This window comes from Sphingomonas anseongensis (assembly GCF_023516495.1).
GTDB lineage: Bacteria > Pseudomonadota > Alphaproteobacteria > Sphingomonadales > Sphingomonadaceae > Sphingomicrobium > Sphingomicrobium anseongensis.
Window position 1 is genome coordinate 1,427,820 of sequence record NZ_JAMGBC010000001.1, and the last position, 24,396, is coordinate 1,452,215.

17 protein-coding genes are annotated in these 24,396 nt (G+C 63.2%); 6 read left to right on the forward strand and 11 right to left on the reverse strand.

Annotation, left to right across the window (positions count from 1 at the left end; all coding sequences use genetic code 11):
* Positions 1-8: 8 nt before the first annotated feature.
* From LZ519_RS11580 to LZ519_RS07425, 5 genes are all read right to left on the reverse strand, one after another.
* Positions 9-6,623: a hypothetical protein gene (locus LZ519_RS11580; RefSeq protein ID WP_283937304.1), complete on the reverse strand. Its 6,615-nt coding sequence runs from the start codon at positions 6,621-6,623 to the stop codon at positions 9-11.
* Complete coding sequence (locus tag LZ519_RS07410; RefSeq protein WP_249868057.1) at positions 6,620-8,353, reverse strand: ShlB/FhaC/HecB family hemolysin secretion/activation protein; 1,734 nt, start codon at positions 8,351-8,353, stop codon at positions 6,620-6,622. Before LZ519_RS07410 ends, LZ519_RS11580 begins: the two co-directional genes overlap by 4 nt.
* A 434-nt stretch (positions 8,354-8,787) precedes the next feature.
* Complete coding sequence (locus LZ519_RS07415; RefSeq protein ID WP_249868058.1) at positions 8,788-9,567, reverse strand: OmpA family protein; 780 nt, start codon at positions 9,565-9,567, stop codon at positions 8,788-8,790.
* 96 nt (positions 9,568-9,663) lie between these two features.
* Positions 9,664-9,885 carry a hypothetical protein gene (locus LZ519_RS07420; protein WP_249868059.1) on the reverse strand — a complete coding sequence of 74 codons (222 nt, stop codon included), beginning with the start codon at positions 9,883-9,885 and terminating at the stop codon, positions 9,664-9,666.
* Between the two features lie 146 nt (positions 9,886-10,031).
* A complete protein-coding gene (locus tag LZ519_RS07425; protein WP_249868060.1) occupies positions 10,032-10,586 on the reverse strand; it encodes an OmpA family protein in 555 nt (184 codons plus the stop codon).
* A 455-nt stretch (positions 10,587-11,041) separates the two neighbouring features.
* On the opposite strand from LZ519_RS07425, the gene LZ519_RS07430 reads away from it, so the two are divergent.
* Positions 11,042-11,242, forward strand: a complete 201-nt coding sequence (locus tag LZ519_RS07430) for a hypothetical protein (RefSeq protein WP_249868061.1) — start codon at positions 11,042-11,044, stop codon at positions 11,240-11,242.
* Between the two features lie 48 nt (positions 11,243-11,290).
* Here the strand turns inward: LZ519_RS07430 and LZ519_RS07435 are convergent, their stop codons facing one another.
* From LZ519_RS07435 to LZ519_RS07455, 5 genes are all read right to left on the reverse strand, one after another.
* Complete coding sequence (locus tag LZ519_RS07435) at positions 11,291-12,346, reverse strand: type II asparaginase (RefSeq protein WP_249868062.1); 1,056 nt, start codon at positions 12,344-12,346, stop codon at positions 11,291-11,293.
* 17 nt (positions 12,347-12,363) lie between these two features.
* Positions 12,364-13,992: a bifunctional aspartate transaminase/aspartate 4-decarboxylase gene (locus LZ519_RS07440; RefSeq protein ID WP_249868063.1), complete on the reverse strand. Its 1,629-nt coding sequence runs from the start codon at positions 13,990-13,992 to the stop codon at positions 12,364-12,366.
* A 28-nt stretch (positions 13,993-14,020) separates the two neighbouring features.
* A complete protein-coding gene (gene aspT, locus LZ519_RS07445; RefSeq protein WP_249868064.1) occupies positions 14,021-15,700 on the reverse strand; it encodes an aspartate-alanine antiporter in 1,680 nt (559 codons plus the stop codon).
* A gap of 110 nt (positions 15,701-15,810) precedes the next feature.
* Complete coding sequence (locus tag LZ519_RS07450) at positions 15,811-16,035, reverse strand: hypothetical protein (RefSeq protein WP_249868065.1); 225 nt, start codon at positions 16,033-16,035, stop codon at positions 15,811-15,813.
* Positions 16,036-16,173: 138 nt separating this feature from the next.
* Positions 16,174-17,583: a DcaP family trimeric outer membrane transporter gene (locus LZ519_RS07455; RefSeq protein WP_249868066.1), complete on the reverse strand. Its 1,410-nt coding sequence runs from the start codon at positions 17,581-17,583 to the stop codon at positions 16,174-16,176.
* A 273-nt stretch (positions 17,584-17,856) separates the two neighbouring features.
* Between LZ519_RS07455 and LZ519_RS07460 the strand changes: the two genes are divergently transcribed.
* Positions 17,857-18,957, forward strand: a complete 1,101-nt coding sequence (locus LZ519_RS07460) for an AI-2E family transporter (protein WP_249868067.1) — start codon at positions 17,857-17,859, stop codon at positions 18,955-18,957.
* An 18-nt stretch (positions 18,958-18,975) separates the two neighbouring features.
* Here LZ519_RS07460 and LZ519_RS07465 read toward each other — a convergent pair whose 3' ends face one another.
* Positions 18,976-19,650 (reverse strand): potassium channel family protein, encoded by a 675-nt coding sequence (locus LZ519_RS07465; RefSeq protein WP_249868068.1) that lies wholly within the window; start codon positions 19,648-19,650, stop codon positions 18,976-18,978.
* 255 nt (positions 19,651-19,905) lie between these two features.
* Here LZ519_RS07465 and LZ519_RS07470 point away from each other — a divergent pair, with 255 nt between their 5' ends.
* Genes LZ519_RS07470 through LZ519_RS07485 form a run of 4 tightly spaced genes read left to right on the forward strand, consistent with a single transcriptional unit; the run spans position 19,906 to position 24,387 of the window.
* Positions 19,906-20,763: a bestrophin-like domain gene (locus tag LZ519_RS07470; RefSeq protein ID WP_249868069.1), complete on the forward strand. Its 858-nt coding sequence runs from the start codon at positions 19,906-19,908 to the stop codon at positions 20,761-20,763.
* Positions 20,760-22,199: an efflux transporter outer membrane subunit gene (locus LZ519_RS07475; RefSeq protein ID WP_249868070.1), complete on the forward strand. Its 1,440-nt coding sequence runs from the start codon at positions 20,760-20,762 to the stop codon at positions 22,197-22,199. The genes LZ519_RS07470 and LZ519_RS07475 overlap by 4 nt, the downstream gene beginning before the upstream one ends.
* Positions 22,196-23,332 (forward strand): HlyD family secretion protein, encoded by a 1,137-nt coding sequence (locus LZ519_RS07480; RefSeq protein ID WP_249868071.1) that lies wholly within the window; start codon positions 22,196-22,198, stop codon positions 23,330-23,332. Before LZ519_RS07475 ends, LZ519_RS07480 begins: the two co-directional genes overlap by 4 nt.
* Before the next feature lie 2 nt (positions 23,333-23,334).
* Positions 23,335-24,387, forward strand: a complete 1,053-nt coding sequence (locus LZ519_RS07485; protein WP_249868072.1) for a DUF2955 domain-containing protein — start codon at positions 23,335-23,337, stop codon at positions 24,385-24,387.
* The last annotated feature ends 9 nt before the right edge of the window (positions 24,388-24,396 follow it).

Consider the following 24,396-nt stretch of genomic DNA (forward strand, 5'->3'; position numbering starts at 1 on the left):
TAACTCCGTCAGTTCGGCCCGCCGGGGCCGTCGTTTCCGCTCGTAATGGGTTCGTCGATGATCTCGTTGGTCTGCAGCGGCGACGTATTGATGAGGTGCGCCGAAGCGTCGACGGAGCTGTCGCCTTCTGCGCTGTCCTCATCCTCGTCATCCGCTGAATCGTCGCTCTGTTCGGTCGACTCGCTCGAAACGAGAGGGCCCATCACCGCATCAGAGGCCACAACCTCCGTCGGAATTTCTGGTTCGACCGGTCCTGAATCGCCGCAACTGCCGGCACCGATTGCGCAGCTGTTCACCTGTGAGTCGGACGTTGTTTCGCCGTCGACATGGACGAGCGCGGCAAAGGCGTCGTTTTTGACGATCGTGCCATCGGGGTTCACCTGCCGTCCAAACACGATCACCTTCGCCGGATCGTTCCCCTGATTGACGATGGTGAGGCCACCACCCCCGGCGGTCAGGCCGGCGAAGTCGTCAGCGGTACCGCTGTTCTGGACAAGCAAGCTGCTGCCGAGCAGCGTCGCCTCGATGCTCCCGGCCCGGACATAGCCGTCCGGATTTACGGGGCCGTTATTGATGGCAAGCGCCGCAGCCAGAGCGTCGAAATCGGGATCCTCCTCCAGCTGGTCGATGAGCGCCTGGTCAGCCACCCAGACATCATGCGCGGTGAGCGACAGAGAGCCGGAAAGGTCGCCGTCGCTGTCTGTCATCGAAATGCTGCCGCTGTCGGTGATGACCTCGATCTTCTCGCCCGCATTGAGCGCCAGTGAATCCTCCGAGCCCGCATTCACGAAGTCGACATGACCGCGGACGATAATCGACCCGTCCGTGTTCACGATTATGTTGCCAAACCCTCCCCCATCGGTCTGGCTGCCCTCGATCTGCGTGTCGAAGATGTTGATGTCGGGTCCGCCGGTTTCGCCGTTACCTATGGCGTTGAACACGAGCGCGTCGGACCTGATGTCGCCTTCCTCATTCAGATAATAACCATGCGAGCCGCTATCGCCTTCGCCTATGACGATCTCGTCATTGCTCGCGTTGAGGGTGACGAGCTGCGTCACTCCGTGAACACCAAGCGATGCGCCTTCGGCGATGTCGATGTCGCCCGACGTGACCGTGATCGTCGGTGCGGAAACCGTTCCTAGGAAGCTTGCGAGCGAGCCAGCGCGAAGATCGACCGACGTGTTCGCAGTGACGTCGCCAAGAGTCATGCTAGCGCCAGCGGCGGCCTGCATCCGTCCCGTCGTCACCGGTCCGTCGATAGTGATCGAACCACCTGTCGTAACCGGATTACCGGAAAGGACGGCATCCGCATCGAAATCGTCCGTGCCGCCAGCGGCGACGAACATTGATGAATTGCCGAAATAGACCCGGCCGTCTGCCGCTGTGGTGATTGCGCCGGTGAGAAGGTCGCCGCCGACCAGAGCGAGGAAGGTGCTGCCCGCGCTCACATTGCCGGTTGTCAGATTACCGTGCGTTGCAAAACCCACTCTGCCAGGCGAGCTGACATCACCGACCTCGATCGAGGTCGCGGAGAAGATTCCGATCGAAAAGTCGTTATCTTCCAGGCCCTCGGCGACCGACGTGACAGTGATGTCGCCGAAGTGGACAGCGCCTTCCGCGTCGCCGCCCACGTTGGCCGAGGCGACGATGTCGCCGCCGCTGACGGAGCCGCCAGCCGAAAAGTCGAGACTACCGGCGTGGACATTGCCCATGGTGATGCCGCCACCAGCGTCCAAGTCGACAGAGCTGCCGGTAATATTGCCGACGGCGATCGATCCCCCTGTGTCGACAAACACGTCTCCGCCGGAAGAAAGATTGCCTGCGAAAATGTCGCTTCCGGCAGTCAGCGCCACGGAATTGGCACCGTGGACATCGCCGACGAGGATTCCGGCAGTGGCATCGAGAACGACGGTTTCGCCGCTGAGGCTGGAGTTCGCGAAAATCGACCCACCCGTCAGGGTCAGGGTGTCGGCGTTCACCGAGCCACCGGATCCGTCGTCGAAGAAGTCGATCAGGTCCGTGGCATCAGCGGAGAGCGCGCCCGTGACATCGATGGTTCCTCCGCCCTGCGTGGTGAAGAACGCAGTCCCGCCGGACGTAATCGAAAGGCCGTCGGCCTGAATCTGACCGCCCGAACAATCGCAGTCGCCCGCAGACAGCACGGCCAGGCCACCCGTGCCAAGCGCCTGGATATCGGCGGTGCCGAGATCCGCAGTGGTGCCGGAGCCAGCGCTTATGAAGATGGCGCCGCCGAATGTGTCACCGCTCGTGAATGCATCCAGCGCGCCGAAATCGAGATGTCCCGCCTGATTGTCGCCGCCGAGCTGAGTGATCAATTCCACGACTCCGCCGGTGGAGCTTCCGTGAGCGATCGTCGAGAATGAACCTCCGCCGATCGAGCCGCCTATGGCCTGGACGATTACTGCACCGCCTGCGCCGATTGGACCGCCTTCGCTGTCTGCCCCCGTGCCCTGGTTGCCATTCGCGGTGAGTGCCGCGGTGTTAAAGTCGATGCTCGTGGCGAGCCCGGAATCTGAAGAATCCGAGAGCAGGTTTACGAAGCCGCCAGCGGCATTGCCGGCGACCGCGCCATTGCCACCGAGCGCGTCAGCGCTCCCCGTGAGGCTGTTGCCCGTGAGGCTTCCGCCAGCGGATGCTTCAACCCAGACATCGCCGCCGATGGCTATTCCGCCCGCACCGCTGCCGGCGTTGCCGCCCGTAGCAATCGCATCGACCAGGGTGGTTCCTGTGATTTGCGCCGAACCATTTCCGGTGACGACGAATTCCGCATCTCCGGCGGAGGCGTTACCGCCATCCACGGAACCGTTCCCGCCGACGGCATTGCTGCCGACGATAATGTCGCTTGCGGCGAGAGTTCCATCGACGGTCAGCGTTCCACTGCCTGCGTCCGAATCACCCCCACCGCCGGCACTTCCGGCGCCGCCCTGCGACTGGCCCGTGCTCTGGACGAGCCCGGCATTCAGCGAGCCATTGACCGTGATGACGGAATTGCCGCCGAACGCGTCACCGCCGTTGGCGCCATTGCCGCCCATGCCGAAGGAGGTGACGAGGAACTGGTCGCTGAACGTCGCATTCGTCGAGTCGAGCGTTCCCTCGCCATAGCCGCCCTGCGCTATGCCACCGTCGCCTGCGCCGGTGCTTCCTGCTCCGCCATCGCCGCCGTTTCCGTTACTGCTGGCGCTGTAGGAGATCCCATCTACGGTCGAACCGCCGGCGGCCCAGAAGGTGGTGGAACCGCCTTCGCCATAACCGCCGTTGCCGCCGAGGCCGGCGGAACCCGTGCCGCCGTTGCCGCCCCGTCCGCGAGTGACCGCGTTTACGTTGCCGACCGACAACGTGCCGCCGCCGATGTTGAGCGCTGTGCTTCCGCCATAGCCCCCGCCGCCGGGTCCGCCGGTACTTCCATTGCTGCCGGCGCCGCCAGCGGCATTCCCATTCAGGACGAGTTCGCTCAAGGCCACGGTCGTCGTCGCCTCGGAACCGGGGACGTCCACCTGGATCGTAGCTGAGCCGCCGAATGCGTCACCGCCAGCACCGCTAGAACCTGCCGCGCCGCCGACAGCGCGACTTGAAACCACCGTGTCGCCGCCCGCAGCGAGCGAGCCGCCGCTGGAGGTGATCTGGATGGTAGCCGAGCCGCCTTCGGCGTCGCCGCCGCCGCTTGCACCGTTGCTGCCGACGCCCGATCCGTCCCCCTCGGGATCCTCGTTGGCGACTGCGCGCACTGTGATTCCGAGGTCGGCATTTAGCGTCCCGCCATCGATAATCAGGCGGGCGACCCCGCCCTCGGAGTCGCCGCCAAGGCCGCTACTGCCGTTTCCGCCCGTTCCACTGGAATCGAGGGTTGTATTGTCCGAATTGAGCGTACCCTGGACCGTCAGCGTCGCGCTCCCGCCGCTGGCTGCTCCGCCGTTCTCCCCATTGCCGCCAAAGGCAGTCACCGCGAGGTCCGCATCACCGTTGAGCGCCCCGCCGGCGAGGATGTCCATCGTCGCGTTCCCGCCGAAGGCCGCGCCCCCGTTACCGTCGACCGTCGATCCAATGCCGCCATTGCCGGCGAATGCGCGGTCGTAGGAAGAAACGACCGAGGAGTTCACCGTTGTGCCGATGGTAGTTGAAGAGAATCCGCCCGTCGCGCTTCCGCCATTGCCGCCGGCGCCCGACGATCCCGAGCCGCCGTTTCCGCCGCGAGCAGTCGCGAAGGTTTGCAGTTCTGCGGTCGTGATGTTTCCACCGAATAGCTCGGTCGTAGCTTCGCCGCCGAAACCGCTGCCGCCGTTGCCGCCAACAAGCCCGTTACCGCCAAAGCCGCCTTCGCCATTTGCTGCAACGAAGACATTCGCCAGCTGCACGTTAATGGTCGCTTCCGGCTGCAGGAAGTCGGTGATGTAGAATTCGGCATTGCCGCCATAAGCATCACCGGCAGTGCCGCCGGTTCCGCCTGGATTCGCAATTCCGGCGCCGCCGTGCCCGCCAGCCTGCACGCGGAAGTCGCCTGCGACGTGCAAGGTGCCACCAGCTCCCGCGCCTTCGCCGCCGCCAATGAACGCCGATGCGGTCCCGCCGAGGCCGGTGCCGCCCGTTATTCCGCCGCCACCGAATCCATCGGCAAACAGCATCAGATAGCCACCACCGGATATGCTCCCGCCGTCGAGGAACAGGTTTGCCAATCCGCCATTGCCCTCGCCGCCCTGGCCCGCCGAGTCGGCGCCAATGCCCTGCGCAACGAAGTCGGCATCGGAACCGAAGCTGAGGGTCCCTCCCTCGGTAGCCGCCACGTTCGCCGTGCCACCGATTCCGCGACCTCCAGTTCCGTTCGGGCTGGAGATGAGCTGACCGCCAACACCGGAAGCGACGACCAACGTCGTGCCAGTGACTGAGATGGACCCGGACGTGTTTGCCGCCACAGTCGCGAAGCCACCGTTTCCGGTGCCCCCCGTGCCGCCGGACGAAACCGCGCTATAGCTGCCATCGCCTTCCGCGATTACGCTGAGGTCGCCGCCGATTGCGAGAGACCCGCTAGTGTCTGCTATCGCCTCGGCTTGGCCACCCGTGGAGTTTCGCCCGTCCAGACCATGGTCGACTGTGTCTCCGAACGCGGTTGCTTCGATGGTTGCGTCGCCGCCGATGGAAACACTGCCGCCGCTCGCGTGGATCCCCGCGAAGCCTCCGTTGGACGTTCCTCCGTAACCGGTGACGAGGTTGGCGGTCGGGCTGGCATTTGCGGTGACGGTGGCGGTGCCGTTGATGGTGACCGAACCGCCCGTGAAGGCTGCGATAAGTGCCGAACCGGCCTGCGCGTCGACCTGGTCGCCTTCGTTCATTCCAACGAAGAAGCGAAGATCGTTGGAGGTCACGGTCGCATTGCCGCCAACGGTGATGGTCTCGCCGGATTCAGCAAACAGCGCCGACCCGACTAGCCCCTGAAGCGCCACGTCATGATCGAAGTTCAGCGTGCCTCCGCCACCGGTCGCCTCGACCGAGCCAGTCGCATAGCCGGAGACGTCCGACGTGAAGTCGCCGCCCTGAATGTCGATGCTTGCGTCCGAACCGTCAATCGCGCCACCGAGGTTCAGTCCGTTGATAACGACATTATTGCCGTCGTCGTGGCTGACTCCGTAGCCCGCGGAAAGAATGATCCGGCCGTTCTTGACCGTAGCTCCGTCGACGGAGGTGAAGCCAACCCGGCCGCCGTTCAGGAGCATGGTGAGCGCGTTGTTCTTCGGAACAGCGACCATGTAGATAGAATGGTGATCGTCGGCCGTGACATTGCCCGTGCCGGTCGTCGTTCCAGTGTGAACAATACCGTTGGAATCGTCGGTGCCGAGATCGACAGAGATGTCGAAGAGGCCCTGATCGAACGTCATCGTGAGCTGCTCGGCCGCGGCATAGGCGGCGGAGCCGTTTACGTTGACCGTCCCTCCTTGCTCGATCCGCGGCGCGATCATCGCCACGTAGTTATCGTGGGCATTGATTTGCGCGCCGTTCTGGATCTGGATCGCAGAGTTAGAGTTCGGCGCGGAGAAGAATGCGGAAAAGCTGTCTTGGCTGGCGCTGAAGCCGTTGGGCAGGTCCGCGGTGGTGAGAAGGATTCCGCCGACGTCAAAGACAGCGTTCGACCCGATGACAATTCCACCAGGGCTGAAAAACCAGACGTTGCCGCCGATCGTGCTCGTGCCTTCGAGCGTGGAAACGACTGTGCCGTCCAGCAATATTGAACGGCTTGGATCGACAGGAACGATGCGGTTCAGAACTGTATAGTCGGTGAGGCCCGGCGTGCTGGTGAAAGTCGCTACATTCCCGGTGGGAAGGAAGTTGATCGGACCGCCGCCAATTGCCGTGTCGTTCGGCGACCAGTTGATCGTCGCCGTGCCCGATCCAATGGTGATTGTCTCGGTCGTGTTCGTAGTGGGATTGCGGACCACGCTTCCGACGGAGCTCGCGATCGACCCGCGGAACGCGCCTGCCGGCGGAGCCGCTTGGGCATGCGCCGCCTGCGGCGCCATCGCGGCCGCAGCAATGGCGAGCGACGCGCACGACAGAAGGAGTGACTTGCGCCTGACGTTGAGACGCAGTGAAAGCGGATACGCAACCGACATCATTCGTAGCTCCATGGCCAAAGGCGAGTCGTTAGCGAGATCAGGAGTCGTGGGTCGGGCTTCTTCTCGACGATCCCTATGCGGGTCATCGGCACGGCAAGATTGGCGTCGAGGGAGAAGCGGTCCCAATTGACACGGGCGCCCGCGCCGACCGAATTCAGGTGCTTGGAACCGCTGACGATGAACAGCCTGTCGAGGTTGCTCACTCGCGCGTGATCCCAGAAGACATATCCTTCGACGGCGGCTCTCTTCGGGTCGGACGGAACGAGACTTCCGATCCGGATTTCGGCCTGGGTCCCCCACCCCCGATCGCCGAGAAGCGCGCCCGGATCATAGCCTCGACCGACGGTGTAATTGCCTGCTGAGAATTCCTCGAAACTAAGCAGCGGCTTCCATGCATATTGCCCCCGAGCGCCGAGCGCCAAGGTCAGCTTCGAGATCGGCCGCCACTCTGCGTAAAGCAAAGCGCGGACGACCGCCGCGGTCGCGATACCCTCGACACGGCTCGGTGGCACATCGCCTGGTCCAAGACACTTCGCCCCCGCCGGCCCGCAAGGCTCGGTCGCGCCGAAGATGTCGAAGCCCTTGCGAAGCTCCAGGACGCTGCTCAGGCGCCACAAAGGCTCGACGAACGAGTGACCATTCGAGAACTGCGTATCGAGCGCATCGAATCCCATTCGAAGGAAGCCGACACGAAGGTGGTCGCGGGTCAGTTTGATCTTATTGAGATCCAAGTCCTGGTCGATGTAGTCGAACCCGGCCGACCCTCGCAGCGTCCGCGCCAGCTTCCGCACGATCGGGTAGTCTGCCTGAATCGTGGCAAGCAGCGTCTGCGCCTCGAAATTAGTGCCCTTCGGCTTGATAGTCGGATGCGCCGACGCATAAGTGAACAGCCCGCCTATCCCGAGCCCCTCGGATCCGATTCTGAAATCGTGTCCGATCTGCAGGGTCTGCTGTTCCTGAAAGTCCCCCGTCGTGTAGGCCGCAAGCGTGGTCCGGTCAGCAAGCCCGGTCAGGCCGAAAAACTGGGCACGAAGCAAGCCGCCCCACGGACCAAGTTCGTCCGAGCCGCCGTTCTGGATGTTGCTGTCCACGTAGGCAGCTGTGCGCTGAACCGTGACATCCCCAAGCACCTCGCCGGGCGTCGAGCCAGCCGGTCGAAGGGTCATCCGAACGGTGTAGCCGGGAAGATCGGTCGCCAGCAGCAGGTAGCGTTCCGCGTCGTAACGGTTGAAGACGGGCTGCTTGGTGAGCTCATTCAGGTAAGATGCGATAATCCGCTCCGCGCCGCTCGCATTGCCGCGGACCCGAACCTGGCTGAGGTGCGCCATGAGCACCTGGAAGCGGACGATTCCGTCCGCGACTTCCTGCTCTGGCACCTCGACCGCGGCGACGTAGCCGGCGTTGCGCAGGATAGTGGCGGCCCGGTCGCGAATGTCGCAGACTATGGAGATCGGCTGCTCGGTCCCGACTAGGTCGGAATAGGTTGGCGTAAGCTCGGCTGGTGACAGCCCCTTCAATCCATCGAAAACCGCGCCGCGGACCGTAAATTTGATGTCTTTGAACTCGGGACTGTCGAGTGCGCACGGAGCGCGCTCAATCCCACCCTCGATGTCCAGCTGCGGACCTCGGTTGCGAATCGGCTGTTGCTGCTGGCGAGTGACCTCTTCCCGCGTCGGCCGGAGCCCCTGCGGCGGGGCCTGCGCAGCGGCAATCGCCGGCGCGCAGACCATGAATGACGAAAATAGAAGACGTCCCGTCCGGCGCCGCCAACTGCGCGCGTAGCCCCCGACCTTATGACGCTCATTAACAAACCGAGTCATACGGGGCGCCCCTCCCCAAGACTGCGAGTCGCACCCCGCGAACCGTCGGTTTAGAGCAGCTTAACCAACTTCGGACAAGCCCGGTTTGTAATATGTTTCAACTCGTTACACTGTAGTTGTTTACTGAGTTACTGCCGGATCCGCTTCTATTCTTGGCAGAGGCCGTGGCTTAACTTTAGTTAAGTCCAACTCACTCGTGACACGCCCGTGCAGCTGGACGCCTCGGGGAATTCCCAGACCCTGCATCAGAGAGAAGTTCGCAGACGCCTGCGCCCACCGCCACCTGCTGTTCCCGTATCCCGCAGATGTTGGCGCGGGCGCTCCAGACGTGCCGAAGCCGCTACCTACGGTTGCAGGTGAGCCGAGCTCGTAAGCACGCGGACCGTTACTCGGCGCGCGCTGGCATGGGCAGTTGCGTCAGCCTTGTCGATCGGGATGTTCATCTCGCCCATCGCCGATGCCGAGAGAACCCGGCCCGGAAGCAAATGTCCGCTCTGCTTCAGGTAATTGATGACAGCCTGGGCCCGGCGATTGCTCAGCCTTTCGTTCGCTGCAGCATTGCCCCTGGGATCGGCGTAGCCCAGCACAGACACCACATATCCCTTGATGCCTTTGGCTTTGCCTGCAATTTCCATCAACCGGTCTTTGTCGGCCGCTGAAATGGCGGCGCTGCCGGTCTTGAAATAGATGTTCTCCTCCGCGCGGATGTCCCAATCGCCCATCTTCGAATAGGCAGAGCGAAGCTCGGCTTCGCGACGCGCGGTTTCCTGGACTCCGGCATTGATTTGAACGGCGGTTTTGTAGTCGCTGGCTTTGTAATCCACCTTGCCTGCGACTACGCGGCCGCTCGAATCGTCGCCTTCGATCGTGACGGGCAAGCCGGGCAGCAGCGCGGCGTGCGAAACCTCTTCCTTCTGGCCGCCGAAGACGCCGGAAATCGAGCGTATTGGAGTATTGGGCGGAAGGACGATGGTCTGGTCGCCGTTCGGCGTCTTGATCGTCAGCTGGCCGTTCTGGTTGGTGACGACCACGCCCTGCACCTTCACCGGCGCGGCGATGGCGGGGGTCTGGAAAGCCGCGGCGAGCAGCGCAGCAGCTAGAAGATTGCGGTTCAGGCGTGACATCGGGCTCATCCTCTCGGCCAATCGTCAAATGATGGCCGAATTTTGAGCACGCTGCGGGCACGCCGGTATCGGGGAAAACCCGCTATTCGCGGGGGTTCAAGCGCGCTCTTTTACGCGCTCGCTGAGCCTTCCGATTTCGTTGTGAATGGCCTCGTACACGCGGCGGAGGCTCGACAGGCGAACTTCGTCGAGAGACCGGCTCGAGAAATCATCATCCGGCAGCGGCAGGCGAGCGAAGAAATACTCCTTGCCCCCATCGTCCCTGCCGAGCGAAAGTTCGATCTCGTCGGATCCAACGACAAATGACTGCAGCCGCATAAAGCCACTCCCAATTGCCCCACCTAAGAGTGTGAGCGACGGGATGTGTATGGGGGATTAAGCGTTGCGCCGCCGGAAACATCGGAGGAGGAATGTTTCCGGCGGCGCCAGGCCCGCTCTGAAGGCCGATAGAGACGTGCTGGTTTCTACTGAACGACGGTGACCACCACTCGTCGGTTCATGTCGTTGTTGCCGTCGGCAATCTGCTGCTCTTCGCCGTGGCTGAACAGCATCATCCGGTTGAGCGCGACTCCCTGGTCGCGGAGGTAATTGTATACCTCCCGCGCCCGCCGAAGTCCGAGCTCGCGATTGCTCTTCGCGCCGCCGCGCGGATCGGCAAAGCCTTCGATTTCGATATATGCGCTTCTGTCTGCCGCCTTGAGACCGGCCAGAGCTGTATCCAGCTTGGCCGCTTCCTCGGCTTTCAGCCTGTAGCTTCCGGTGTCGAACAGCAGGGCTGTCTCGCCGACCTTCTGGTAGTTGAACTTGCCCTTTTCGACGGCTGCCAGGCGCGTGTCATGTTCGCTGGTCTTGGCCTCGACCGCGCCTACGCGGCTATTCATCTGCCCCGCGAGAGCATCCACGCTCGATTGAACCGTGGCAATTCTCTCGTTCACGTAATCTTCCGTGGCGCATCCGCCCAACGCAACGGCTGCCACTGCAACTGCCGCGAACGCTAACTGCTTCTTCCTGTTCGTCATGATGCCCGTCCTCATTGTTGGGGCCGCGATACGCTGCGTGCGGCGCGAGTTCCTCGATTTGCCTAGGGGCTTGCGCCGGAGGCGCTCCATCAGTGGAAACCCGATGAGTGGGGGCGGTTGATTCAGGACCCGTTGCCGGTCGCAACCCTTGGTTCCACAGGCTTTGTGAAGGGCGCAACGTGCCCGACAGCAGAGGTATGTACGTAGGTGATAGCAGCAGCTTGTCGCGCGTGACTTTATGGCCAAGACAGGACGGCGCTGGCGTGAAGGCCCGTCTTCGCTCTCCTCCCCACCCCGTGAGGGCGGGCCTTCCTCCTCCGCCAGGCCGATCGCGCTCGACAGCTCGCCGAGCCGAAAGCGGCGCGCTCGCCGCTGTTCAATTTCCTCGGGGTTTTGGCTGAGTGACTCGATGTCGCGGCGAGGCGACAGATGACGCGCCAGATCGGGGATTGCACATGTCCAGCAACAGACTCTTCATCGTCATCGGAGCACTGATTTTCGCCGCGCTCGCGCTCGCGAGCCTTTATCGTTTGATGGTCGGTTTCCCGATCACGATCAGCGGCCATGCGATCGGACAGACGACCAGCCTGTTTGCGTTCGCGATTTCTACGGCGCTGTGCCTGATGCTGCTCAAGAGCGCGTTCAGCACTCGCTAGAAGCGGGCGCCCGCCGGTTGGGCCGGGCGCCCCCACCCGCCGCTCCGTTCAATATTGATCGAAATACTGCTGGACCTGGCGCGGGTCCGCCGTTTTCGTCAGCGCCAGCTGAAGCAGCACTCGCGACTTGCCGGGGTTGAGCTCGCCCGAAGCGACGAAGTTCATCTTGTCATCATCGATTTCGTTGTTGCGGTAGATGATCCCGGAGCCAGTCCTGGTGCTCCGAACGACGACGACCCCGGCCTTCGCTGCTTCCGCGAGGCGGTTGAGCGCGGGCTCCGTCATGTTCCCGGCACCGACGCCGGCGATGACGAGCCCCTTTGCGCCGTTTTTCACGGCCGCGTCGATCAGGTCCACGCTCATGTTGGGATAGGCATAGAGAATATCGACGCGCGGAAGGCTCGTCAGTCCATCGACCGAAAAGACGCTCGTGCGCCCGTACTTCTTTTCGAGCGGCGCGAACCAGTTGATGGTGCCGGTGTTGGCAAGCGCCGCCGGGCCCCTGTTAACGCTCGCGAACGTTTGCACGCGCGTCGCATTGGTCTTGGTCGCGTTACGTGCATAGTCGAGCTCGTCGTTCAACGAGATCAAGACGCCGCGCCCGCGCGCCAGCGGGCTCGCTGCGGCGGCGACTGCATTGTAGAGATTGCCCGGGCCGTCGGCGCTGATTGCGGTTGCAGGGCGCATTGCAGCAACCATCACGATCGGCTTGTCGCTGTGCGTGACCAGGCTCAGGAAATAGGCAGTTTCCTCAAGAGTGTCGGTGCCGTGGGTGATGACCACGCCGTCGTAATCGGGTGAGTTCAGGATCGCGTTCACGCGGTTGGCAAGCTTCAGCCACACCTCGTCATTCATGTCCTGGCTGCCGATCTTCACGACCTGTTCGCCGCTGATAACCGCGAGCTTGTTCAGGTTCGGCACCGCGTCGATCAGCTGCTGAACGTCGAACGCGCCCGCCTTGTATCCATATTCCCCGGCCTTGGCCTGGGCGCCGGCAATGGTGCCGCCGGTGGCAACGATGCGCACGCGCGCGCTTTGCGCGTCCGCAACTGAGCCGAAGGACACGCTGGCGAGTAGCCCGAGGGTGAAGATGAAACGACGCATGGCGGGTTCCTTTCCGATCAGTGGGGCTGTGGCGCCAACGGCGGCGCCTGCGGGGCAAGGCTTGCTTCGTAAGCCACGCGATAGCCTTTGGAGATGCTTCGGACGGCGCGTCCGATATCGTCGTAAACGTGGTCCGGAAGGTTGGCGAAGGAGACTCGCACCGACCAGTCGGGCGCTGCGAAGCCGTTGCCGTTGAGAAGGACGATTCCGTGTTGCTCGGCGAGCCTGAACACGGGGTCGAGCGGGTGGACGTTCGCCTTCACCCAGTTGACGACGTCTTCGCCCAGATACTTCCGCATCCAGAATTCGAAGTCGATCAGCCCGTAATAATAATCGTAGTTCGGATTATCGAGGACCTCGATGCCGAGACCCTCGATCGTCGCCTCGAACCTCTTTTTCACGATGCCGATGCAGGCGCGCTGGTAGTCCTTGGCGGTGTCCATCAATTCGTAGATCGAGAAGATCGACATCATGACTTGCTGTGGCAGCGACAGGCCGGCCGTGTGGTTTAGAGCGACGTCGCGGCTGTCGGCGACGATTCGGTCGATGAAGGCAAGCTTGTCCGGCTCAAGAGTCAGCGCATGATAACGGTGGTTGATCGTCGCCTTGATCTCTTCCGAGTGGCTCCTGACCAGGCGGTCGAGGACGTTGTCCTCGTGAAGCGCGATGATTCCGAGCCGCCAGCCGGTGCAGCCGAAATATTTGCTGTAGGAATAGACCCCGATCGTGTTGTGCGGGAACGCCCCCATCAGCGAACGGAAGCCGGGCACGAACGTCCCGTAAACGTCGTCGGTCAGCAGGATGAGGTCGGGCCTGGCCTCCAGGATCTTGCCGATCCGGTCGATCGTCTCGGCCGACAGGGCCATTGCGCTTGGATTGCCGGGATTGACGACGAAGAAGGCCTTGATCGCGGGATTGAGTAGCTTGTCGAGATCGTCGCCGATCTGGAAACGGTCTTCCTGAAGCGAATGGATCTCGGTGATCTCGAGCCCGTAATCCTCGAGGATCGGCATTTCGAGATAGGGCGTGAAGATTGGAACAGACAGCGCGATCCGGTCGCCCGGATTGAGCAGCCGGTTCGTCTTAAGCGACTTGAAGATGTAGCACATTGCGGCCGTCCCGCCCTCGACCGCGTAGAGCTTGAACGTGCCTTCCGGCCGCGGATCTCCGCACATCGCCCACTGGATATATTCGCGGACCACGATCTCGGCATGTTTGAGCATCCGGTCCGGCACGGGGTAGTTGTCGCCAATGATGGAATCGACGAGCTCGTGGACGAATTCGTCCTCAACGAAGCCGAATTTCTCGAGCGCCCACGAGACCATGTCAGCCAGGAACGCCGCGCCCGGCGTCGAGCCCTTGGTCGCCAGCCAGGAGCGAAGCCGCTCGCCAATCCCCTTCGCCTTGGCCATCCCGCCGATGGCGGGCGGCAGGTCGAGCACCCGCCTGCTTTCAGTCATCGCGAACTGGCCGAGAAGGAAGAAGGCGTCGCGCGGAACGGTCGCGATCCAGTTCGGATTTCCGCGCCCCGCATTGATGAAGGAAATCGCCTCGTCGTCGGACCTCTTGAGGGCTTCCTTGATCAGGAAGTCCTTGATCTCGAAAGGGCTCAACGCCTGATATTCCTTCAGTGTCATGACATCCATATCGGCCTCCAAGGCGAGTTGGCGAACGTCAGCTCATCAACAGAACGACAGCCATTCCGAAGATCGTGAGAAGCGTGTTTCCGACGGCGTAGGGCATGCCGTAGCCAAGGGCGGGAACCTTGCTCTTGGCCTCTTCCTGAACCATGCCGAGCGCCGCCGTCGTAGTCCTCGCGCCGGCGACGACGCCGAACAGGATCGCGGGGTGGAACTTGAAGACGTAGCGGCCGAGATACAGGCCGGCGACCAGTGGGATCGACGTGGCAACGATGCCCCACAGGAACAGGCTGATGCCTTCTTCGATCAGTCCCTGCACGAAGCCGGGGCCGGCGTTGATCCCAACGATTGCGATGAAGACGTTCAGCCCCAGGGTATTCATCAGCCACAGCGAGGGAGCAGGGATATTGCCGATGATCGGATTGACCGCCCGAAGGTAGCCGAGGATCAGCCCCAGCAACAGGGCGCCGCCTGCCGGCGACAGGCTGATCGGCACTCCCGAAATTGTCAGGGTGAGGGCGCCAATAAGGCCGCCCACGACGATTCCCGCTGCGACCACGGCGAGATCGGTCGCTTCCGTCGGACGATCTGCATAGCCGAGCGCGGCAACGGCCTCGGCTGTTCGGCGCGTGGAGCCGACGATCGTCAGTATGTCTCCGCGAAGAATTTCGATGTTCGGGTAGACGGGGATCTCGACCAGGTTGCGGACGATCTTCCTGAGGAAAATGCCCTGGGCGAACGGAGCTTCGGCGAGCTCGCTGATCGTCTTGTTGCTGTACGCCTTGTTGCGAACGAGGACGTCGACCTTTTCGACCGAAAGGTCGAGCAATTCGCGATCCGTGACCTCGGCAAGTTTCGTGTCCAGTTGCTCGACGAGGAAATCTCTCGGGCCGGAAATGACTGCCACATCGCCTGCCTGAAGGACCGTATCGTCATTCGCGTCGACGATCTCGTCGCCCCGGCGAACGCGCTCGGCGAATATGCGTACGCCTGGGAACGCATCGCGAAGCGTCTTTCCTGCCAGGCCGCTCGCTTCCGTGACCCGATAGGCATGGGCATCGAACTTGCGGTAGGCCGAAGCGATGTTGGGATCGCTTTCCATGGCCCCGCCCAGGTCGGCCTCATACTGAACGCAGGCGGCCGGCAGATCGATGCGCAGAAGCTTCGGGCCGAGCGTGGCAATGACGATTGCCGACCCGACCGTCCCGTAGATGTAAGTGACGGCATAGCCGACGGGTATCTTGTCGAGGATCGCCTTGACCGCCGCCGGGTCCTGGCCAAGCCGGTTGATCTGGTCGGTGGCCACGCCGATCGACGCCGAAATGGTCTGCGATCCGGCGTAGATTCCCGCCGCATAACCGATGTCGAACCCGCCGAATTTCGATACCGCCACAACCGACGCAAGGCACAGCGAACAGACGATCACCGTGAAGAGGATCTGTTTGGGGCCCTCCTTGCTCAGGCCGGCGAAGAATTGCGGACCCACGCCGTAACCGACGGCGAAGAGGAAGAGCAGGAAGAAGGCGGACTTGATCGGACCGGCAATCGGTATTCCCAATTGCCCGACCACAATCGCCGCCAACAGTGTGGCGGTGACGTTGCCGAGCGAAAACCCGCCGAGCTTTTTCGGGCCGATCCAGAAGCCGAGGGCGAGCGCGACGAAGATCAGGAGCTCGGGGTAAGTCTTCAGCGTGTCGATGAACCAGGCGGTCATGGCCGATCGATGCGGCTCCGGTCCGCGGCACGGTATCGGGGTTTGCACCCAATTAGTTCAGCGAAGGCACCTGACCGGCCTGGCGCGGGCGAACCGGGCCGCGTATCCGGTCAGAGCCAGATGCCCACTCGCTTTTCGAGTTGCTTCGTGACGTGCCGCTGGTGGACGTCGTGCCCGAACAGGACGCGTTCGTGCGCCATAATGCCCTGCGCGAGGTCGGTATAGCGCGACGCCAGCTGCATATGAGCGCGACGCGCTTCGGTGTTTCCGGCCTCGCCGGCGGCGCGAAGTTCCTCTTCCGCGCGGTGGCTGAAGTAGGCGAGGTCCGATTCCATGGGCAACTATCTCCTCGACCGAGGTTTAGCCCGTCGAGCGAACGCTCCCCATCGGCACAAGCCCCGAGATTGCCGTAGCTGCATTTGCTTAGGGACAATTCGCTCGCCCCAATCAGGTCGAAGCGCCAGCGATTGCCGTCAGTCGAACAGGCTCCAGAGGTTCTTGCTCGAGAAGTCCCAGTGGAAGCTGTACTGAAAACGCAAGTCCTTGCCGGAATTCCCGTCGTTGTCCGTGCGCTTGCCCCACAGCAGCTCGCCGCCGGTGAAGATGTTGCTGGCCGGGTGCCAGAGCAGGTTCACAGAGGCATATTGGCCCTTGTGGAACGCGTCCGGCGCCTGGAAGCTCGTGTTGTCCACCTGGTCGAAGCTGTAGCCGATCGCTGACGTCCACTTCTTTGACCAGTTGAGATCGACATACGCACTCATTCCGAACAGCTTCACTGCTTCCGCGCTCGGCACGAGCACGAGCGTGCCCGGCTGGGGAATGACGGCCGCGTTGGGCCCCAGGTCCATGCCGCCGTCGTTCATATAGGTCGCGATCCCGCGGCCGTAGACGGCGCCCAGTCGGAAGGTCGCGAGCGACGCCTTGAAGGAACCGGTGAGGTCGACGCCCCAGCCGAGCTCATGGCCTTTGGGCTTGTTGTCGGCGGTGCCGATCGTGTCGTACCCTACCCGGCGGAGGATACCGGCCAGCTGGACGTGGCCCCAGTCTCCCGCATAGCGAACCTGGGCGGTGAAATCGGGCATCTTCTCGTCGTTCCGGATGTTCGAGGAGATGGACTCATCGATCAGGCGGAGATTTCCCGCGTCGATGTCGTTCGTCGCGTGCTCGAGAGCGACGGCCGCCTTCCAGCCGTTGCGGTTCCAGAACGTCCAGCGAAGTTGCGGGTTACGGACGAAGACCATCCCGGCCGGGCCCCAGTAATCGATGACGTTGGGGAAGATGTCGCCGTCCATGAACAGGGTGTTCGTCTGGCCGGCCAGGAACGGTCCCCAGCTGGCGTACATGTGCCGGACCCGCATCGTGGTCTGCCCGGCGTCGACACCGGTGCCGTAAAGGTCGAATTCGAATTTCGCTTCATAAGGCTTGCCCGCGATCGTCCCCGTCGCCTTCGCTCCGAGCCGCGATTGGCGGACCGAGAAGACCGACTGACCGTCGCTTCCGAATTGCCCCTTGATTGTCGGAATCCTCGACGGCCGAAGGGTCGCGTCCCAATCCGGATTCACGCGGTCGAAGTCCTGGATCGCATCGAGCTGGAGGAAACCGTAGAGCTCCAGATTGTGATCGGCCGACATGCCCTTGTGAGCAACTGGCGCTGCAACCGGAGGCGGCGGCGTGTTCGGAACTCCGAGCACCGTCTCGAGCCGTCGCATCCGCGCCTGCAAGTCCTGCAGCTCCTGAAGCGCCTGCGCGCGCTGTTCCGGAGTGAGCTGGCCGGAGTCGGGCTGTGCCGCGGCTGCAGAAGCGGCTGTGCTGTCAGTTCCCAAGGCGTACGCCGGCGAGGCGAGAACCAGCGCCGATGCAGCCGCCAAATACCTGTACCGCATATACCCTCCCGTCGGACCCCGAGGCCGGTCGATCGGACAGGAGCCTATGTTGATGCGGTTGGAGCGTCAGTGAGGGGCAACCCGCAGCATTACCGAGAAAAATACCTACGCGGCCCGCCGTCGCAGAGTGGCGCAGGCGAGGTGCTGGGCTCCTAGAGAAAAGCCCCGATAGCGGCGCGCGGGTGAGCTCTTAGGATTGGTTTGGCACAACCTCCTGCACTGGCGTGGCCGCCGCAACGAGCGCCACCGGGCAGGTAGCTGAAGGTGGCGGCCATGACCGATACAGCCATTACCCGACTGACCACTGGGCGAGTCGTCGACATCGTCCTTCCCTTGCTGCTGCTGGCGGTGCTCATCGCGCTTTGCGTGCAACTACTCGTCCCCTTCGTCGGGCTGCTGATTTGGACGATCATCTTCGCCGTCTGTTTCTACCCTGTTCACCGCAGGCTGAAGAAGTCGATGAGCAACCGGATGTCGGCGATTGTCATCGGCGTGGGGCTGTCCGCCCTGGTGCTCGTGCCGACGACCATCGCAGCGATCAGCGCCGCCGGCTCGATCCCCAAGGTCGTTGCCGCGATCCAGACGGGCGACCAGCAGATCCCGCCGCCGCCAGAGCGGCTCCAGGGCCTGCCCGTGGTCGGCGCGCCGGCGCACGCGGCGTGGACTCAGGCGGCGACCGACATGCCGGCCTTCGCCCAGAAGTATAAACCGCAGCTCGCTACATTCGCCAAGGGCCTGGTCAGCTTTGCCGGAAGCCTCTTCGTGACGGTGCTCGCGATTGTCGCCGCCGTCGTCTTCGCAGCGATCACGCTCGCTTATTCGGAAAGCGCGCGTGCCTTCATCTCAAGCATCCTCGCCCGGATCACCGGCAGCCGCGAATGCGGCGAGCATTATATGGATGTCATCGGAGCGACGATAAAATCGGTCGCGAACGGTGTCATCGGTGTCGCTTTCGTGCAGGCCCTTCTCTGCGGCATCGGCTTCTTCGCCGTCGGGGTTCCGGGCGCCGGATTGTTGTCGATCGTCGCGATGGCCCTTGGCGTGGTTCAGGTCCCGGTAGTGCTGGTCACCTTGCCGGCGATCGTCTGGGCCTTTTCCACGCAGACCTCGACGGTGGCGATCATCTTCACCGTCTGGTCGGTTGTCGCCGGGCTCAGCGACGCGGTGCTCAAACCGATGATGATCGGCCACGGCCTGGAGGTTCCGATGCCGGTCATCCTGCTTGGCGTCATTGGCGGCGTGATGGCCTACGGCCTCGTGGGCCTGTTCATCGGCGCCGTCCTTCTCGCCGTCGGCTATGTGCTATTCCGCGAATGGCTCGACGCGCCAGGGAAGAACGTCACGCAGCTGCCGCGCAAGCCACGGGCAGCGTGATCGAGCCGAAAGCCTTTCTCAATCCCGCTTGGGAGGGTCGAAGGCGCCGATAAGCCGTGCGACCATGACCGCGAGGAACAGCTGCCCGCCGATAACTTCAAGCACCGCGATTCCGCGGCTGATATCGGTTCGTGGCAGATAGTCGCCATAGCCGAGCGTCGCGACCGTGACGAAGCTGTAATAGACGGCCGCGGATTCGGAAAACTTGCCTGGCCCGGAGAAGCTGCCGGGGGCCATATATTCGACTGCAGAGTAAAGGACGCCAAAGAACAGGCCGGCGAGAAGATAGGTGCTAAGCGCCGCATAGATCGTCTCGGAATCGACGACCGGCGAGCTGACCGCAAAGCGCAGCGTACCGGCAGCCGCCGCGAGCCCCGCAAGGGCATAGACAACGAGAACCGGGCCGAAGTCGATAGGGACCTCGTCGCGTTCTGATATGAACCGGATCAGGATGAGCAGCAGGATTGCCGACACGAGGAACCAGCGGCCGCGCTTGCTGGCGCTTGGTATGACGGCAAGCAACAGGCAAAGCGCAAACCACAGTTTGATCACGAGCTGCGACAGCCCGAACGTGTTGGCCGTCGGCATCGCTACAAGCATGAGCAGCAGCGAATAGAATAGGATCGCGTAGCGCGACTGGAAATAGGCCTGCCAGAACCCGGAACTGTGCAGCGGGCGTTTCAGACCCCTCATCTTTGAAGCCGTCTCGTCCACGATACGCCGCTGTTCGCGTCCCGCGAGCGCGACGCAATTGGGGTATCTGCTTAGGCGAGGGCAACTGTCCGCAGCGGACGAGGCTGAGACCCGTATCAGGGATGTCCCTAAGGGCTTCTGCGGAATCCCCCAATTCACGCACCCTGCCCAGTTCCACAGACCTTGGGCGAGGAAATCCGGCGGCGCACGCGCGCGTCGCTCAGGCAGGGCTCCGCGGACCGAGCCAGGGAGAAGATGTCGATGGAGGGCGGAGGGCTGACCGACTGGCTGTCCCGACTCTCACTGTTGGAGGTCGCTCTCACCACGTTCGCCGCAATGCTACTCAGCGCCATCGCCGGCAATTTCGCCGGGCGCTTTCGTCTCGCACGGAGTGGCGGCGAAGCCGATGACCTGGCCTCGCAAGACGGGCCGCTTGTCGGCGGCACCCTCGGCCTCCTGGCGCTGTTGCTGGCCTTCAGCTTCGCGATGGTGCTGAACCGGTACGAAACACGGCGCGAACTGGTCACTCAGGAAGCGAACGCCATCGGCACCGCTTATTTACGGGTGCAACTCCTCGACGAGCCTCACCGGTCGCGGCTCAGTCAATTGCTGGTCGCTTATACCGACAACCGTATTGAGCTCGCGAACGGCGCGGATGTCAGTCGTCGCTTGCAGGTGAACGATGCGTTGCTGACGGCGATTTGGGCCGCCGTAACGGCATCGCGGGAATCCGCCCTCGCCCACGGAATCACAACGCCCCTGCTGCTTACGTTCAATGACCTGATCGATCGGGACACCGATCGCAAAGTGGCCCGCCAGCTGCAGTTTCCGCCTGAAGTCCTGAAGCTGCTCCTGATTTCACTTGTCGCCGCAGCGGCCGTCGTCGGTCATTCGGTCCCGACCGGGCGCACCTGGCCCTGCGCGCTAGTTCTTTTCGCAGTGCTCGCGCTGTCGGTGAGCGTGATCACCGATCTCAACCGCCCGACGTCTGGGCTGGAACGGGAATCGCAGCTGGCGATGATCATGCAGTTGCAGGCGATGCGAAACAGCCCGCCGACGATCTATGATCGCTTCCGGTCGCCCCCGCCTCGTGCCCAGGGTGCAGTAGAGTGACGCCCGTGGTTGCACGGCTTGGCTACGCGGCCTCCTCGCTTGCTGTTGTCGCCGGCTGCGTCCAGGGCCCCGACTACGTCCCTCCGGCAATCACTCCGCCGGCTGCCTATCGGTACGCTCCCTCCTCGATTCCTCAGCCGCAAGACGCAATCGGCTGGTGGCAGCAATTCGGCGACCCCCATCTCGACTCGATGGTTGCCGAAGCACTCACAAACAATCGCAATCTGGTCATTGCTGCGGCGCGCGTGGACGAGTTCGCGGCGATACTCGCCGGCACACGCTCGCAGGCCTATCCGCAGGTCGGCTATGGGCTCAGCGGCAACCGCTCCAGAAGCAGCGCGGACAAACTTCCGACCTTCATCGACCCACTGAGCACGACATTCACCAGCCTGTTGTCCGCAAGCTGGGAACTGGATCTTTGGGGCCGGATCCGGCGCGAGACCGAAGCTGCGCGGGCCAACCTGCTCGCCACCGAAGAAGGGCGACGGGGAGTCATACTGACGCTCATCTCTTCAGTGGTCTCCGTCTATGTCACGCTTCTCGACCTCGACGAGCAATTGCGGGTCACCGAGGCGACGGTTGCCGGCCGCAAGAAGTCGGTCGACCTGTTCGAAATGCGCCTGAAAGGCGGCTGGGTGTCGGAGTTCGAGATGTCGCAGGTGCGCGCGGAATATGAATCCGCGCAGAGCCAGCTTCCTCCGATCCGGCAGGCCATCGCGCTTCAGGAGCATGCGCTGTCGGTACTGCTCGGGCGAAATCCGGGAGGAATCGTTCGCACAGCCAAGCTTGAGTCGATGCGCCTTCCGACGCTACCGGCGGGCATCCCTTCCGAGCTTCTCGTGCGTCGGCCCGACATCCTTCAGGCCGAGCAGCAACTCGTCGCATCGAACGCCCTTATCGGCGTCGCCCGGGCGCAATTCTTTCCGCGCATCACCCTGACAGGGCTTCTGGGTTTCGCCAGCGGTTCGCTCGGTAGCCTGTTCAGCGGGCCGGCGCGGACATGGTCTTTCACGGGCGACGTCGCCGGGCCGATCTATACGGGAGGTGGCCTGACGGCCGCCGTCGACCAGGCGGAGGCGCGCCGGGTCCAATCGCTCGCCAACTACGAGCTGGTTATCCAGAACGCCTTCCGGGACGTCGAGGACTCGCTGGCCGACCTGCGGCACAGTGCCGAGCTGCGCGAGACCCTCGAGCGGCGGGTCGCCACCCTGCAACGCGGGGTCGAGCTGGCCAACGAGCGCTACGACAACGGCTATTCCGACTATCTCGAAGTCCTCGACACGGAGCGGAGCCTGTTTTCCGCTCAGCTTCAGCTCGCGTCGGCCCGCGGCGATTACGCGCGGGCGCTGGTGAACGTCTATCGCGCGCTTGGAGGCGACTGGACCCAAGAGCCGCCGGCGGCGGCCGCCGTGCTCGCAACATCGGTAAAGCAATGAGCACGACGCCCGCCCCCACGGAGATTGACGTCGGCACCGGTGCGGAACCCGGCCGGGCGCCGTCAAATCCGATGCGGAAGATCATTGGCGCGGCTCTCGCCGTCATCGCCATCCTGTTCTTTTACCACGTGCTTGCCGACCGCTTCACTCCCTACACGTCTCAAGCCCGTGTCGAGACTTTCCTGACCCAGATCTCACCCGAAGTTTCCGGCGAGGTGATGGACGTCGCGGTGAAGGACAATGGTGCGGTCAGGAAAGGCCAGCTGCTGTTTCGGATCGACCCGGAGCCCTATGCCCTCGCGGTCCAGTCTGCCGAAGCCAATTTGTCCGTCGCACTCCAGGCGGCCGATGTGTCGGTTGCCGACGTCGCCGCCGCCCAGGCGCAGCTCCAGAAACAAACCGTCGATCTCGATGCCAATCGCAAGCTCGGCAAGATCGTTACCGATCTCGTCGACAAGAAGGCGCTGGCCGAGACCAACGCGATTCGGGCCCTTGCCGAAATCGGGAAAACACAGGCGGACCGCGAAAAGGCGAAGGCCGATCTGCGCGCTGCCATCGCCAATCTCGGCGCTCCCGGCCGGTCGAACCCGAAGGTCAAGCAGGCCTATGCCGCGCTTCAACAGGCGCAGCTCGACCTTCGCAACACTACGGTCGTCGCTCCGGCCGACGGGATCGTCACCAACCTGCGGCTCGCGCCGGGCCAGTATGTCGGCGCCGCCCAGCCCTTGCTCAGTTTCCTCGAGCGCGGCCCACGATGGATTTCGGCCGACATGCGCGAAAACCAGCTGGGCAACGTGGCGCCGGGCCAGGACGTCACGATCGTGCTCGACATCCGTCCTGGCAGACTCTTCCACGGTCGGGTCCAGAGCATCGGCTGGGGGATTAGCCAGGGTGACGAAGCGCCAACGGGCCAGCTTGCTTCAGTCGAATCGCAGAGCGGCTGGCTTCGCGATCCGCAGCGGTTCCCGGTGCGGATCATGGTGCTTCCGGATGAATCGAAGAAGGCCGGAATCGACGTCGGCCGAAGCGGAGCCCAGGCCAACGTCATCATCTTCACCGACGATCATTCCCTCCTGAATCCGATCGGGCGGATCTGGATCAAGCTGGTCGCGCTGATGAGCTACTTGCAGTAGCGATGGCCGTTGCGCTGTCGTCTCGCCGGCAAGGCATGGACCTCGCGCAGCTGGCACGGCTCCACTTCGTCCTCCGCTTCGGCTTTGCGACTACCGCGGCGTTCATCGTCTGCGAATGGTTTGAATGGCAGCCGTCGGCCCTTGCGCCGGTCCTGACCGCTGTCCTGCTCGCCAGCCTGCCGGCGAGCCCGCCCCCCAAGGTCGGGGTTTTCCTCATTCTCGTCATGGCAGTCTGTGCGTGGCTGGCGTTTTTTCTGACCACGTTTCTGAGCCCGGCCCCGCACCTTTTGCTCGCGCTCATCGGGCTGGTCATGTTCGTCGCTTTCGCCGGCCTTGCTCGCGCCAAGGGCCAGCTTCCGCTGACGCTGCTCCTCATTTGCATCTCTGTGGTGCCTGTCGTGACCCTCACGCTCTCGCAATTTGCCGGAATCCTCCCCGGATTGCTGGTGAAGGCGATGGCGCTCGCGGTCATCTTCACCTGGGTCGGGTTCGCCCTGTGGCCCCTCCCGTCGCCGAAGAGCCCCGAACCGCCCTCGCCTGCGCTGGAATCGCCGGTCGCCGCGGCCGTGCTCGGCACCCTGATCGTGATGCCGGTGATGCTTGTCTATCTTCTGTTCGGTCTCACCGACGCCATTCCCGTGATGCTGACGACCGTCCTCCTAGTCGCGAAGATGGAGGAGCACCGCGGCGCTGCAAGCGCCTGGGCGAAGCTCATCGGCAACTTCCTCGGCGGAGTCGTTGCCGTCGCCGCTTATTACGTCCTGCAGGTCGCGCCATCGCTGCCGATGCTGGCGGCCCTGACCTTCCTCATCGGTGTCGGTTTCGGCCTCCACATCGTCAAAGGCGGGGTGCGCGGCGGCAACGCGCTGATCGCCTACAACGCGACGATGGTCATCTTCGGGCTGGCCTTGCTGAAGGGTCCGAGCAATTCGGGAATCTGGGGTGCGCGCGTGCTTCAGTTCGGGATCGCCTGCACGTTCGCCGTCGCGATGATGCGGTTGCTCTGGCCGCTGCTCGACCGCCGCTCCAGTTCGCGTCCGGAGCCCGCGGGCTAGGGGTTTCCG